This is a genomic window from Tessaracoccus massiliensis, assembly GCF_000826065.2.
Lineage (GTDB): Bacteria > Actinomycetota > Actinomycetes > Propionibacteriales > Propionibacteriaceae > Arachnia > Arachnia massiliensis_A.
Genome location: NZ_LN623543.1, coordinates 652445 through 666594, shown reverse-complemented (window position 1 = coordinate 666594; position 14150 = coordinate 652445). Strand labels below are relative to the sequence as shown.

At 68.1% G+C, this 14150-nt stretch carries 16 protein-coding genes; 14 read left to right on the top strand and 2 right to left on the bottom strand.

From position 1 onward, the window contains the following. Nucleotides 1-20 precede the first annotated feature (20 nt). From BN1186_RS13700 to BN1186_RS13635, 14 genes are all read left to right on the top strand, one after another. Complete coding sequence (locus BN1186_RS13700; RefSeq protein ID WP_342777369.1) at nt 21-677, top strand: helix-turn-helix transcriptional regulator; 657 nt, start codon at nt 21-23, stop codon at nt 675-677. 14 nt (nt 678-691) lie between these two features. After that, nucleotides 692-2134 carry a Fe-S cluster assembly protein SufB gene (gene sufB / locus BN1186_RS13695; RefSeq protein ID WP_052460177.1) on the top strand — a complete coding sequence of 481 codons (1443 nt, stop codon included), beginning with the start codon at nt 692-694 and terminating at the stop codon, nt 2132-2134. 44 nt (nt 2135-2178) lie between these two features. After that, the gene (gene sufD, locus BN1186_RS13690) at nt 2179-3360 is read left to right on the top strand and encodes a Fe-S cluster assembly protein SufD (RefSeq protein ID WP_052460176.1); all 1182 of its coding nucleotides are present in this window, start codon (nt 2179-2181) and stop codon (nt 3358-3360) included. Further along, nucleotides 3357-3686 carry a Rieske (2Fe-2S) protein gene (locus BN1186_RS13685; protein ID WP_040284531.1) on the top strand — a complete coding sequence of 110 codons (330 nt, stop codon included), beginning with the start codon at nt 3357-3359 and terminating at the stop codon, nt 3684-3686. The genes sufD and BN1186_RS13685 overlap by 4 nt, the downstream gene beginning before the upstream one ends. Nucleotides 3687-3744: 58 nt before the next feature. Beyond that, entirely contained in the window at nt 3745-4509 is a 765-nt protein-coding gene (sufC, locus tag BN1186_RS13680; protein ID WP_040284530.1) for a Fe-S cluster assembly ATPase SufC, read from the top strand. Further along, complete coding sequence (locus BN1186_RS13675) at nt 4506-5750, top strand: cysteine desulfurase (protein WP_425471527.1); 1245 nt, start codon at nt 4506-4508, stop codon at nt 5748-5750. The genes sufC and BN1186_RS13675 overlap by 4 nt, the downstream gene beginning before the upstream one ends. Nucleotides 5751-5756: 6 nt before the next feature. Continuing rightward, the gene (gene sufU, locus BN1186_RS13670; RefSeq protein WP_040284528.1) at nt 5757-6197 is read left to right on the top strand and encodes a Fe-S cluster assembly sulfur transfer protein SufU; all 441 of its coding nucleotides are present in this window, start codon (nt 5757-5759) and stop codon (nt 6195-6197) included. A gap of 103 nt (nt 6198-6300) precedes the next feature. After that, complete coding sequence (locus tag BN1186_RS13665; RefSeq protein ID WP_082031433.1) at nt 6301-6693, top strand: metal-sulfur cluster assembly factor; 393 nt, start codon at nt 6301-6303, stop codon at nt 6691-6693. Nucleotides 6694-6778: 85 nt separating this feature from the next. Continuing rightward, nucleotides 6779-7645, top strand: coding sequence for an alpha/beta fold hydrolase (locus BN1186_RS13660; RefSeq protein WP_052460175.1), 867 nt, complete (start codon nt 6779-6781; stop codon nt 7643-7645). 39 nt (nt 7646-7684) lie between these two features. Next, nucleotides 7685-8656 (top strand): DUF368 domain-containing protein, encoded by a 972-nt coding sequence (locus BN1186_RS13655; RefSeq protein WP_040284527.1) that lies wholly within the window; start codon nt 7685-7687, stop codon nt 8654-8656. Between the two features lie 42 nt (nt 8657-8698). Beyond that, the gene (gene rarD, locus BN1186_RS13650) at nt 8699-9604 is read left to right on the top strand and encodes an EamA family transporter RarD (RefSeq protein ID WP_040284526.1); all 906 of its coding nucleotides are present in this window, start codon (nt 8699-8701) and stop codon (nt 9602-9604) included. A 383-nt stretch (nt 9605-9987) separates the two neighbouring features. Beyond that, nucleotides 9988-10791, top strand: a complete 804-nt coding sequence (locus BN1186_RS13645; RefSeq protein WP_052460174.1) for a lysophospholipid acyltransferase family protein — start codon at nt 9988-9990, stop codon at nt 10789-10791. 55 nt (nt 10792-10846) lie between these two features. Continuing rightward, on the top strand, nt 10847-11959 hold the full coding sequence (locus BN1186_RS13640) for a D-alanine--D-alanine ligase family protein (protein ID WP_040284525.1): 1113 nt from the start codon (nt 10847-10849) through the stop codon (nt 11957-11959). After that, nucleotides 11956-12879 (top strand): thiamine-phosphate kinase, encoded by a 924-nt coding sequence (locus BN1186_RS13635; RefSeq protein ID WP_040284524.1) that lies wholly within the window; start codon nt 11956-11958, stop codon nt 12877-12879. Before BN1186_RS13640 ends, BN1186_RS13635 begins: the two co-directional genes overlap by 4 nt. Nucleotides 12880-12882: 3 nt before the next feature. Here BN1186_RS13635 and BN1186_RS13630 read toward each other — a convergent pair whose 3' ends face one another. Beyond that, the gene (locus BN1186_RS13630; protein ID WP_040284523.1) at nt 12883-13791 is read right to left on the bottom strand and encodes a hypothetical protein; all 909 of its coding nucleotides are present in this window, start codon (nt 13789-13791) and stop codon (nt 12883-12885) included. 10 nt (nt 13792-13801) lie between these two features. Beyond that, entirely contained in the window at nt 13802-14098 is a 297-nt protein-coding gene (locus BN1186_RS15630) for a hypothetical protein (RefSeq protein ID WP_180349085.1), read from the bottom strand. Nucleotides 14099-14150: the final 52 nt, after the last annotated feature.

Below are 14150 nucleotides of genomic sequence, written 5' to 3'. Positions count from 1 at the left end.
ATGTGATGGAGGCGCAGGTCGTGGAGACACCAACCCGTCAACGCGTCGTCGACCTTATCCTCAACGACGGTCCCCAGACCGCCAAGCAACTCGCCGAGGTGCTCGAACTCACCCCTGCTGCGGTGCGCCGCCACCTGGCCACGCTTCTCGAGGAAGGCATCCTGACCTCGCGCGACGAGCGCGTCTACGGCCCCCGTGGCCGCGGCCGCCCGTCGAAGGTGTTCGTCCTGACTGACGCGGGCCGCGCCGAATTCACGCAGGCCTACGACGATCTGGCCATCGCCGCCATGCGGCGCCTCCAAGTGCTCGCCGGGCCGGACGCGGTGCGCGACATCGCCGACGACCGAGTCGCCGAGATCGAGCAGCGCTACCGCGAGTTGCGGGCCGACGACCCCGAGCTGACCTGCATGGACGCCCTCGTGGAGGTCCTCGACCTCGACGGCTACGCCGCCTCCGTGCGTCCGCTGCGCGCCGGCGACCAACTCCTGCAGCACCACTGCCCGGTGGCCCACGTTGCCGCCGAGTTCCCGATCCTGTGTGAGATCGAGACCAAACTCTTCAGCCGGCTGCTGGGCAGTCATGTCCAGCGACTGGCCACCATCGCCCACGGCGACGGCGTGTGCACCACACACGTCCCCCACCCACTGCCCACACCGCAGATCCCGAAAAGAAAGTGACGGAGACGATCGATATGACGCAGACCGCACCCAAGGCACCCGGCCTGGGCGCCACGCAGGACGAGCACCTCGAGGCGCTCTCGACGTACGAGTACGGCTGGCACGACTCAGACACTGCAGGCGCCACCGCCGAGCGCGGCCTCAGCGAGGCCGTCGTGCGCAACATCTCCGCCCTGAAGGACGAGCCCGAGTGGATGCTCGATCTCCGCCTCAAGGGCCTCAAGCTCTTCGACAAGAAGCCCATGCCCACCTGGGGCGCGGACCTGTCGGAGATCGACTTCGACAACATCAAGTACTTCGTGCGCTCCACCGAGAAGCAGGCCCAGACCTGGGAGGACCTGCCGGAGGACATCAAGAACACCTACGACCGGCTCGGCATCCCGGAGGCTGAGAAGGCCCGCCTCGTCGCCGGCGTCGCCGCGCAGTACGAGTCCGAGGTGGTCTACCACAAGATCAACGAGGAACTGGAGCGCCAAGGCGTGCTCTTCCTCGACACCGACACCGCGCTCAAGGAGCACCCCGAGCTCTTCAAGGAGTACTTCGGCACCGTCATCCCCGTGGGCGACAACAAGTTCGCCGCGCTGAACACCGCCGTGTGGTCGGGTGGGTCCTTCATCTACGTGCCCAAGGGCGTCGAGGTGACCATCCCGCTGCAGGCCTACTTCCGCATCAACACGGAGAACATGGGCCAGTTCGAGCGCACGCTGATCATCGTCGACGAGGGTGCCTCCGTGCACTACGTCGAGGGCTGCACCGCGCCGATCTACTCGTCGGATTCGCTGCACAGCGCCGTCGTCGAGATCATCGTGAAGAAGAACGCGCGCTGCCGCTACACCACCATTCAGAACTGGTCGAACAACGTCTACAACCTGGTCACCAAGCGCGCCACCTGCGAAGAGGGCGCGCTGATGGAGTGGATCGACGGCAACATCGGCTCGAAGGTCACCATGAAGTACCCGGCCGTGTACCTGATGGGCGAACACGCCCGCGGTGAGACGCTGTCGATCGCCTTCGCCGGCGAGGGCCAGCACCAGGACGCCGGCTCGAAGATGGTGCACTGCGCGCCCAACACCCAGAGCTCCATCGTCAGCAAGTCCGTGGCCCGTGGCGGTGGCCGCTCCTCGTACCGCGGTCTCGTGCAGGTGGACCCGGGTGCGCACCACTCGTCGTCGTCGGTGATGTGTGACGCCCTGCTGGTCGACACCATCTCCCGCTCCGACACGTACCCCTACGTGGACGTGCGTGAGGAGGACGTCTCCCTGGCGCACGAGGCCACCGTGTCGAAGGTCTCCGAGGATCAGCTGTTCTACCTCATGAGCCGCGGCATGGAGGAGATCGAGGCCATGGCCATGATCGTGCGCGGCTTCGTCGAGCCCATCGCCCGCGAGCTGCCCATGGAATACGCCCTCGAACTCAACCGCCTCATCGAGCTGCAGATGGAGGGCGCGGTCGGCTGATGCCGCACCACAGCCCAGCCGCCCCACACCTGAAGGAAGAAGAATTGACCACCACCACTGAGGCCCCCAACGTGGCCGCAGCCATCGAAACAGTCGAGTCGCACCTGCACCCGACTCCCTCGTGGACCGTCGAGGATCACCAGCAGCCCACCGGCCGCGAGGAGATCTGGCGCTTCACCCCTCTCAAGCGTTTCACGACGCTCCTGAACCCCGTCACGGAGGGCGTCGGCTCGCTCGACTGGAGCGGGGAGACCCCCGACGGCGTGAGCGTCGAATCCATCACGCTGGAGCAGGCGCACTCCCTGGCCGCCGAGGCCCCGACGGACCGCATCTCGGCCCTGGCCGCTGACCAGTCCACCCACCGCACCCATATCAAGGTGGCCGCCAACGCCGAGATCGCCGAACCTGTCGTGTTCGTCGGCCGGGGTCAGGGTGGCGAGGCCCGCGACCACGTCGTGGTCACCATCGGAGCCAACGCCCGCGCCACCATCGTGTTCCGCTACGAGGGCAGCGCCAGGTACGCCGAGAAGACCGACATCATCGTCGGCGACGGTGCTGCGCTGAACTTCATCACGCTGCAGGACTGGGAGGACGGCTCCGTCCACGGCGGTCAGCGCACCGTGAGCATCGGCCGCGACGCCCACGTCAAGACCGTCACCGCCTCACTGGGCGGCGACGTCCGCCTGCAGGAGAACTCGCACTACGACGGCCCCGGCGGCGAGATCGAGGCCTACGGCCTGTACTTCGCCGACGAGAACCAGCATATCCAGCACCGCCTGTTCGTCGACCACAACGCGCCCAACACCAAGTCCAACGTGGACTACCGCGGTGCGCTGCGTGGCAAGGGGGCTCATTCGGTGTGGATCGGTGACGTGCTGATCCGCAAGGTGGCCGAGAACATCGACACCTACGAGTCGAACAAAAACCTCGTGCTGACCGACGGCTGCCAGGCGGATTCGGTGCCCAACCTCGAGATCGAGACCGGTGAGATCGCCGGTGCCGGCCACTCGTCGTCGACGGGTCGCTTCGACGACGAGCAGTTGTTCTACCTGATGAGCCGCGGCGTCCCCGAGGTCGAGGCCCGTCGCCTGGTGGCGCACGGCTTCTTCGCCGACATCATCCGCCGCGTCGGCATCCCGGAGATCGAAGCCAAGATGCTGGCCCAGATCGAGCGTGAGCTCGAGATCGTGCACGGCTCCACCACGTCGAAGGCAGACGAGCAGTGAGCCTTCAGGCGGTCTGCAAGGTCTCCGATCTGGAGGCCGACAAGCCGTTCCCCGTGGACATCGACGACGACCTCAGCGTCGCCATCGTGTTGCACGGGGAGAAGGTCTACGCCATCGAGGACGAGTGCAGCCACGGCAAGGTGGCGCTGTCGGAAGGTGACGTCGTCGACGACACCATCGAGTGCTACCTGCACGGTTCTGTCTTCAGCCTCGAGACCGGCCGTCCGCTCAACCTGCCGGCCACCGAACCCGTCCGGGTCTTCGAATGCCGCATCGACGGCGACGACGTGCTCATCGACGTCGACGCCACCACCACGAACTACTGACACACGGGGGCCAGCCCCCGTGGACCCCCGACCAGATTCATCAGGAGAAATAGCAACCATGTCAACCCTCGTCATCTCCGACCTGCACGTCGACGTCCAGACCGAGGACGGCCCCAAGCAGATCCTCAAGGGCGTCAACCTGACCATCAACCCCGGCGAGATCCACGCGCTGATGGGGCCCAACGGCTCCGGCAAGTCCACCCTCGCCTACGCCATCGCCGGCCACCCCAAGTACGAGATCACCTCCGGCTCCGTCACCCTCGACGGCGAGGAGATCACCGAGATGTCCGTCGACGAGCGCGCCAAGGCTGGCCTGTTCCTGGCCATGCAGTACCCCGTGGAGGTGCCCGGCGTGTCCGTGGCGAACTTCCTGCGCACCGCCAAGACCGCCATCGACGGTGAGGCCCCGAAGGTGCGCACCTGGGTCAAGGACGTCGAGACCACGCTCGGCGAACTGCACCTCGACAAGTCCTTCTCGAGTCGCTCGGTCAACGAAGGCTTCTCCGGCGGTGAGAAGAAGCGCCACGAGATCGCCCAGCTTCAGCTGCTCAACCCGAAGGCCGCGATCCTCGACGAGACCGATTCCGGCCTCGACATCGATGCCCTGCGCATCGTCTCCGAGGGCGTCAACAAGTACTCGGCGCAGGGCGACCGCGCGGTCATCCTGATCACGCACTACACCCGCATCCTGCGCTACATCGAGCCCACCTTCGTGCACGTCTTCGTCGACGGCCGCATCGTGGCCGAGGGCGGCAAGGAACTGGCCGAGAACCTCGAGGCCGAGGGTTACGAGAAGTACATCAAGGAAGCTGCCAACGCCTGATGCTTGACACCTCCCTCATCCGGGCTGACTTCCCCATCCTGCGCCGCAGGGTGGGGGAGTACCCGCTGGTCTATCTGGACTCGGCCAACACCTCTCAGAAGCCCCGCCAGGTGGTCGACGCCGTGGCCCAGCACTACCTGCAGCACAACGCCAACGTGGCGCGTGCCATGCATCTGCTCGGAGGGGAGGCCACCGCGGCGTTCGAGTACGCCCGCGGGAAGGTGGCCGATTTCATCGGGGCCGCGCGCCCCGAGGAGGTCATCTACACGAAGAACGCCTCCGAAGCCCTCAACCTCGCCGCCCACGCGCTGGGGGCGGGGTTGAAGGCCGGCGATGACGTGGTCATCTCCATGATGGAGCATCACTCCAACATCGTGCCGTGGCAGATGTTGTGTGAGCGCACGGGCGCCACGCTGCGCTGGTTCGACATCACCGACGAGGGCCGCCTCGACCTGGAGTCCGCAGAGCGCGAGCAGTTGATCAACGAGCGTACGAAGATCGTCTCGTTGACGGCGGTGAGCAACGTGCTGGGCACCGAGAACCCCGTCCGAGAGATCGCCGGGCAGGCGCACGCCGTCGGCGCGAGGATGGTGGTCGACGCGTCGCAGGCGGTGCCGCACAAGGCCACCGACGTGTCCGCGCTGGGTGCGGATCTGGTGGCGTTCACGGCGCACAAGATGCTCGGCCCCACGGGCATCGGCGTGCTGTGGGGTCGCTACGACCTGCTCGCGGAGCTGCCGCCGTTTCTGGGCGGGGGCGAGATGATCGAGGTCGTGGAGATGGCCCGGTCGACGTACGCGCCGCCCCCGCACCGCTTCGAGGCGGGCACCCCGCCCATCGCGCAGGCCGTGGGCCTGGGCGCCGCCATCGAATACCTCACCCGCCTCGGCATGGACGCCATCGCCGAACACGAACACGAGTTGACCAGGTACGCGCTGGGCAAACTGACCTCCATCGAGGGCCTGACCATCCTCGGCCCGACGGAGGCGGTGGACCGTGGCAGCGCCATCTCTTTCAACCTCGACGGCGTGCACCCGCACGACGTGATGCAGGTGCTCGACTCCCGCGGGGTAGCGATCCGGGGCGGTCACCACTGCGCCCGCCCCCTGCACAAGCGGCTGGGGTTCCAGAGCTCGACGCGGGCGTCGTCGTACCTGTACACCACGCCTGCCGAGATCGACGCCCTCGCTGATGCGTTGGTGTTCACCCGTGACTACTTCGCCCCACGATTCAAGGGCTGACCAGATATGAACATTGACGAGCTGTACCAGACGATCATCCTCGATCACTACCGCGAGAAGCACAACGCCGGGCTCCGCGAGCCGTACCAGGCGGAGGTGCACCACGTGAACCCGTCGTGCGGCGACGAATTGACGCTGCGCGTCCAGGTCGACGACGGCACGCTCACCGACATCTCCTACGACGCAGAGGGCTGTTCCATCTCACAGGCGTCCGTCTCGGTGATGACCGATCTCCTGATCGGCAAGCCGGTGAGCCACGCGATGGAACTCCACGACCAGTTCCTGGAGGTCATGCACAGCCAGGGCAACGTCACCCCCGACGAGGATGTGTTCGAGGACGCCATCGCGTTCGCGGGCGTGTCCAAGTTCCCCGCCCGCGTCAAGTGCGCGCTGCTCGGCTGGTCCGCCATGAAGGACGCCGCACTCCAGGCCACCACCGCCCCCTGAGCCGTCCAGCGCTGGTGGAGCCGTCCGCCCTCCGAGCTCACGAGGAGCGCGGACGTGTCGAAACCGCCAAGCATTCCTGACACCGAAACCGAAGGAACCGAACATGACTGAACCCCGCCCCAGCGACCTGGTCAAGGACGACCTGCCGGACGTCGACCTCGACGCGACCCCGGACGCGCCCTCGGCCATCCCCACCGAGGAGGAGATCCTCGAGGCGATGAAGGACGTCGTCGACCCTGAGCTGATGGTCAACGTCGTCGACCTCGGCCTGGTCTACGGCGCCCAGGTCGACGACGTGGGCAACGTCACCATCGACATGACGCTGACCTCGCCTACCTGCCCGCTGACCGACATGATCGAGTACGACACCAAGTACGTGCTCGACGGCCTGGCCAACTCGGTGACGATCAACTGGGTCTGGCTGCCGCCGTGGACGCTGGAGATGATCACTGAGGACGGCCGCGAGCAGCTGCGCGCCGTCGGCTACAACCTCTGACCGGTCTCCTGACGAAGGCGCCTGCGGAGGTCTCCGGGCGCGGCTAGCCTGGGTGGTGAACACCGTCCACCAAGGAAGGCCAGACATGCCCACTGTCCAGACCACCAGCGGCGTCATCCTCAACTACACCGACACCGGAGGCGAGGGCCGCCCCCTCGTGCTGGTGCACGGCTGGCCACTCTCGGGTGAGGCGTTCGCCGCCAACATCCCAGTGTTCGCGGACGCCGGCTACCGGGTGATCGCCTACGACCGCCGGGGCTTCGGCAGGTCCGACAAGCCGGCGGACGGTTACGACTACGACACCCTCGCCGATGACCTCAAGGCGCTGCTCGACGAGCTGGACCTGCGCGACGCGGTGCTGCTGGGCTTCTCCATGGGCGGGGGAGAGGTGGCCCGTTACTTCGGCCGGCACGGCTCCGAGCGGGTCGCCGGCGCCATCTTCTCCGGCTCCATCGCCCCCGCGCTGTGCATCACCGAGGACAACCCCGACGGCGCCATGCCGATCGAGGGCTTCCAGGACATGTCGGACAAGTGCCGCGAGGATCGTGACAGCTTCCTCGAGCAGTTCATCGGCTGGTTCTACTCCACGGAGGAGGGCGGCCTGCAGGTTGACGACGACGTGCGCAAGCAGGGTCTGGAGATCGCGAAGCAGTCGGATCCGGATGCCGCGTGGAAGACGATCCTCATCTGGGCCACCGACCTGCGCGATGACTGCCGCGCCGTCGACGTGCCCACACTCGTGATCCACGGCGACGGGGACATCAACGTCCCGTACGAGAAGTCCAGCGCCCGAATGCACGAGTTCATCCCGCACTCCCAGCTCGCAGTCATCGAGGGCGGCCCCCACGGACTCAACGACTCGCACACCCGCGAGTGGAACATGAACGTCCTCGACTTCATGGAGGCCCTCTCCCAGCCCCTGTGGGATCCGCCGGTTAGCCCCAGCGCATAGAGCCAAGTAGTCTGCCTGGCGACCAGACGAAAGGCTCCCATGTCCCACGCTGCCCAGACCCACGACGCCGCCCCGGCCCGCCGTCGACCCTTCTGGCTGCTGCCCATCGACCTCATGCGGGGTTTCCTGATCGGCATGGCGGAACTCGTGCCCGGCGTCTCCGGCGGCACCGTGGCGCTGGTCACCGGCGTCTACGAGCAAATCATCGACTCGGCCAACCACGTCGTGACCGGGCTGCGTCGCCTCATCTCGGGGCCCGACCGGTGGCGGTCCTTCGTCACGGAGCTTCGGCGCACCGACTGGTTGCTGATCGCGCCGGTCCTGCTGGGCATGGTGGCCGCCGTGTTCGGCATGGCGGGGATCATGAGCGGCTTCGTCACTGACACCCCGGAGTTGTCGCGCTGCCTGTTCCTGGGCATGGTCGCCGCGAGCGTGGCCGTACCGCTGCGGATGCTGCCCGCCCGCAAGGCCGGGCGCCCGGTGTGGGTCGAGGCGCTGATCATGGTGGCGGCCATCGCCGCGGCGGTCATCATGACCAGCTTCGCCGGCGGGGCGGTGGTGGAGAACCCCGCGCTGCCGTTGGTCGCAGTGGCGGCCGCGGTCGCCATCTGTGCGCTGGTGCTGCCGGGCGTCTCAGGCTCGTTCTTCCTGCTGGCCGTCGGGCTCTACGCCCCGACGCTGACCGCCGTGCACGAACGCAACATCGCCTACATCGCGACCTTCATGGCGGGTGCGGCCGTCGGCCTCGCCGCATTCGTGAAGGTGATCCACCACCTCCTCGAGCACCACCGCCGCACCACGCTGATCGTGATGGCTGGCCTGATGATCGGCTCGCTGCGGGCGCTTTGGCCGTGGCAGTCCCTCGCCGCCGCCGACGGCAGGGGTGCCGGCGAGCTGCTGGCTCCCTACGCTCCGGTGCTCGGCCCCGTGCTGCTGGCGGTGCTCGGCGCTGTCGTCGTGATCGCGCTCATCCTGGCGGAGGATCGCCTGTCGACCAAGAACGCTTCCTGAGCCAGCCGTGAGCTTGCGAACGCTGGTCGAGGGACGTGGGAGATGACCGACAACTCCAAGGGCCTGACCTTCGGCTTCGCGGCCTACGCGTTGTGGGGCCTGTTCCCCCTGTACTTCGTGCTGTTCGAGCGCTCCGGTGCGCTCGAGGTGGTGGCGCACCGCGCGCTGTGGTCCCTGGTCTTCTGCGCACTGCTGCTGACGGTGCTGCGCCAGTGGGGCCAGGTGAAGACCGTCGTGTCGCATCGGCGTACCGCGCTGTCGTTGGCCGTGGCGGGCGTGCTGATCGTCGTGAACTGGTCCACCTACGTGTTCGCCGTGCTGTCCGGCCACACGTTGGAGACGGCGCTGGGCTACTTCATCAACCCCCTTGCAGTGGCCGCGCTGGGCATTCTCGTGCTGGGGGAGAAGCTACGGCCGCTGCAGTGGACGGCGATGTTCATCGGGTTGGCGTCGGTGCTGGTGATGGTGGTCGCTTACGGACAGATGCCATGGGCCGCGCTGGTGCTGGCGTTGAGCTTCGGCACCTACTCACTGGTGAAGAAGATCGCGGGCCGCTCCGTCGGCGCGTTGCCGGGCCTCGCCGTCGAGACCGGCGCGGTGGCGCCCATCGCGCTGGGTTTCATCATCTACCTGGCGGTCACGGGCCAGTCGACTGCGAGCGGGGGATACGGCGCGTTGTTGGCCACCACCGGCGTCGTGACGGCGATCCCGCTGCTGCTGTTCGCCGCCGCTGCCCGTCGGGTCTCGATGGTGACCGTGGCGATCCTGCAGTACATCGCCCCGATCGGCCAGTTCCTGCTGGGCTGGCTGTACTTCGGCGAACCGATGCCGGCCAGCCGCTGGGCCGGCTTCACTCTGGTCTGGGTCGCGGTGGCCCTCTTCGTCGCCGACGCCATGCTGGTCACCCGCCGGACGCGGCGCCTCCGCGCAACTCCCGCCGGTCCCTGACCGTTGCGCCCTGCGCTGGTTGAGCCCGCGAGTTCTATGAGCGGTGTCGAAACCGCTGCAGCCGGTCTGTCACCTGATCCACGTCGGGTGTGTTCCGCCGAGGATGGGGGAAGAAGGACGCCAGTGATGCCCATGAGCATGGACGGCGACCTTCGGCAGTCTGGTCCCGGTGTGGCCTCGAAACTCGCGTCCTTCATCCCCCACCCTCGGCTTCAACGCCTCTGCTTGTCGGGGCGCAGGGGCGACGCTCAGGGTCCGGCTGCGGGTGACCTACGCTCTGCCTGTCTGAGCCCTTCCCGCTGGCTGAGGCCTGCCGGCGAGGGCGGGCGCTAGAGTTGCCCGCATGCTTCGCCGCCTCGCCACGCCCACCGTCGGACGGTCCCATGAGTGACATCGAACGCACCCGGAAGCCCTGGCGGGTTCCCTTGGCCAAGGTCAACAAGGAACACGGCCCCTGGGTCTACCGCTACCTCGTGCTGAAGTTCGCCCGGGTCATCATCCCGCTGGTCGCCAGGCGACACTGGGGCGGCCAGGAACACATTCCCCGCGACGGCGGGCTGCTGGTGGTGGCCAACCACATCTCCAACTTCGACCCCCTCGTGGTGGGCGAGTTCCTGATCTACAGCGGCCGGTGGGGGCGCTTCCTCGGCAAGTCCGAGATCTGGAAGGTGCCGTTCCTCGGCTGGATCGCCCGGAAGTGTGACCAGATTCCCGTCTACCGCAACACCGGCCGTGCGCGCGACTCCCTCGTCCACGCCCGCCGCGCCCTCGAAAAGGGCAAGGCCGTGGTCATCTACCCGGAGGGCACCATCACCGCGGATCCGGACGGGTGGCCGATGACCGGCCGACGCGGCGCCGCGCAACTGGCGCTGCAGACCGGGGTCACCGTCGTGCCCATCGCCCAGACCGGGGCCGATCAGATCCTCGGCCGCAAGGAACTCGAGTGGAAGAAGCTCTTCGGTCGCCGCCGTGACGTGCACGTCCAGGCCGGGCCCGCTCTGGACCTCAGCGGGTACCTGGCGCGGGTACCGGCCGAGGGCGAGTTGCCGTCGGCGCTCCTCGACGAGGTGACCGACCACTTCCTCGACACCCTGACCGGCATGGTCAGCGAGCTGCGCGGTGAGGAACCACCCGAGGGTCGCTGGGATATGCGGGTGGGGGAGCGCGTGGCTAAGCTGGCCCGGTAGCTCACCGGGAGCCACTCAGCGGCACCCGCGGGCTCAACCAACGTTGGGAGAAGGCATGAGTGAGCGCACCAGGGTCGCGTTGATCTTCGGCGGCCAGTCATCGGAGCACGGGATCTCGTGTCTGACGGCGGCGTCGGTCCTGAAGGCCATCGACAAGGATCGCTATGACGTCCACGGCGTCGGTATCACCAGGACCGGGCGTTGGACGCAGGTCCCGTTGAACGTGATCGAGGGCTACCGCATCGTCGACGGCGAGGCCCCCGAGGTCGCCGAACCCGAACAGGACGCCGTGTGGATGGTGGGTGAGGACGGCTGCGAGGTCGCCACCCGCAGCGGCGAGCAGCTCGTCGACATCCACGGCATCGATGTCGCATTCGCGCTGCTGCACGGCCCCTTCGGCGAGGACGGCACGCTGCAGGGCATGTTCGAGATGATGGGCATCCGCTACGTCGGCTCGGGCGTCACGGCCTCGGCGGTGGGTATGGACAAGCACTTCATGAAGGTCGCGTTCGAGGCTGCCGGCCTGCCCGTGTGGCCCTACGTGACTGCCAGCGCACACCGCCTCAAGCACCACCGCCGGGCCGTCGTCGACGAGGTGAACCGCCTCGAGTACCCCCTGTTCGTCAAACCCGCGCGCGGAGGCTCCTCCATCGGCATCGTCCGCATCACCGAGCCCGCCCAGCTCGACGCCGCCATCGATGAGGCCCAGCGTTTCGACCCCAAGCTGGTCTTCGAGCAGGGCTTCGTCGGCGCCCGCGAGCTCGAGGTCGCCGTGCTGGGTGACCCGGACCATCCCGACGGCTGCCGGGCTTCCGTGCTCGGCGAGATCCGCGTCAGCGCGGAGGACGGCTTCTACGACTACGAGGCCAAGTACTTCGACGAGGACGGGGCCGCGCTCGACGCCCCCGCTCAGGTCGACGACGAGCTGGCCGCCCAGATCAGCGAGCTGGCCAAGCGGGCCTTCCACGCCGTCGACGCCGAGGGCCTCGTGCGGGCCGATTTCTTCGTCACCGACGAGGGGGCCTGGATCAACGAGGTCAACACCATGCCCGGCTTCACGGAGATCTCCATGTACCCCACACTCTGGCAGGAATCCGGCATGACCTACCCCGAGCTGGTCGGCCGACTCATCGACCTGGCCATGGCGAGGCCGGTGGGGCTGCGATGATCGGCGAGTTCGAACTCATCGCCCGCGTCACCGAGGGCCTCGAGGCCAACGACGACGTGGTGCTGTCGGTCGGCGACGACTCCGCCGTCGTCTCACTCAAGGGCGACACCGTGGTGTGCACGGACATCCTCATCGAGAACGTCCACTTCAAGCGGCAATGGAGCCCGGCGCACGCCGTCGGCCGCAAGGCGGTGGCCGTCAACGTCTCCGACCTGGAGGCCATGGGCTGCCGCCCGTCGGCCGTGGTGGTGGCGCTGGCGTTCCCGAAGGACCTGGACCCCCAGTGGGTGGCGGATTTCGAGGCCGGCGTGCGCGACGAATGCCTCGCCGCCGGAGTCAGCCTCGTGGGGGGCGACATGTCCAGCTCTGAGCACATCGTCGCCTGCGTCACCGCGATCGGCGACACCATGGGGCGAACTCCCGTGACCCGCGCCGGCGCCCAACCCGGCGACGTGCTGGCCGTGCGCGGCAACCTCGGCCTCTCCGGCGCCGGCCTGGTGGTGTTGCAGCGCGGCTTCGGTTCGCCCAAGGACGCCGTCGCCGAGCACCTCACCCCGTCCATCCAGTACGGGCAGGGAGCCATCGCCGCGGAGGCCGGCGCCACCGCGATGGTCGACCTGTCAGACGGCCTGCTCGCGGATCTGGGGCATGTGGCCGAGCGCTCCGGGGTCGCCATCGATGTGGACACCAGCCTGCTGGCCACGCTCGAGGCCGTCGCCCGCGTGGCCGCCGCCACCGGCAAGGAGGCGCTGGGCTTCCTGCTGGCCGGGGGAGAGGACCACGCGCTGGCCGCCACCTTCCCCGCCGACGCCGAACTGCCGGAGGGCTGGATCCGCATCGGGCAGGTCTCCGCCGGCGAGGGCGTCACCGTCGACGGCGCGGCCTACGAGGGCTCCCGCGGCTGGGACCACTTCGGCTGATCCTCAGAAGAACGGCGCCGTCGACTCCGGGCCGCTGAAGATCAGGCCCGCCTCGGGCGCGGGGGCCTTCACGTCCGCCGGGATGGGTTCCATCAGCAGTTCGAACCGCACCACGTCGCCGTCGACGGAGGTCTCGCCCACCGTCCGTGGGGGCTGCGCGGCGGGGCGGGGCCCAGCGAACTCCTCGGCCACCGCCTGGCCGTCCTCGTCCGGCGCGTGGACGCACGCCCATGCCGAACCCTCCGCGTCCTCATCCACGCTGGCCGCGATGGCGTAGGTGCGCGTGCCCTCGTGGCGCGTGAGGTATGCCATCTCGGCGCCGTTGAGGCACTCCAGGAGCGCCTCCACCCCGGTGTCCTCGGCCAGCGTCTCCCCGGTCTCCTCGAACGAGTCAGGCCTCAGCGTCACCTGGTCATCGGCGAAGACCACGTGCTTGCGCTCCATCGCCAGGGGCGCGTCGGGCCCTCGCGTGAAGGTGACCTCATCGGTGGTCTGTGCGCCCGCGGCAGCCAGCCGTTGTCTGGCGGCTGCCGCATCGATCCCCGCCCCGATGGTGAACTGGCCGCTGGCCGTCATCCCCGACACGATCCAGTCGGCGGCCTCGCCGGGCGCGATGATCGGCACGCCCAGCGGCCCCACGACGTTGGGCGGCACCATTGCGTTGACCGCGAAGTGGCCCCATTGATCCCTCGCTGAGACATCGTCGCCCGCCGGGCCGGGTGTGGGGGTGTAGCCCAGAATGGCGTGGACCTCCGCAGGGGAGCCGTAGCTGACCGCGAACCTTTCGCCGTTGGCCCCCGGCATCTGCTCGAGGGCCTCGCGCAGGGTGGAGTCCTGGCCCGGCCCCGAACAGCCAGTGAGGAACAGTGCCAGCGGTACCAGGGCGGAGGGAATCAATCGGCGCATCTGCATGTCGTCGAGGCTAGCGGTCGAGGGGGCCAGAAACCGCGGCCCGCGGGTGTGGGATAACCGTCCTCGGGGCGTCGTCGGCTAGGGTGGCGAGCATGGCGACTCGCGGATCTTCCCCTTCGCGAAGCACCACCAAGACGCGCGCGTCCTCATCCGGTGGTGCCAAGCAACGTACCTCCACCACGAAATCGACCCGGAGCCGGGCGAGTTCGTCGACGGCGAAGACCCGCAAACCGGCCGCCTCGAAGGCGCCGGCGAAGAAGCCCCAGAACCAGGGCCCCGGCATCGGGGCCACGATCATGACCGGCATCGGCAAGGGCATCGCCGGGCTCTTCATGGGCCTGGCGACCGGCGTCGGCTGG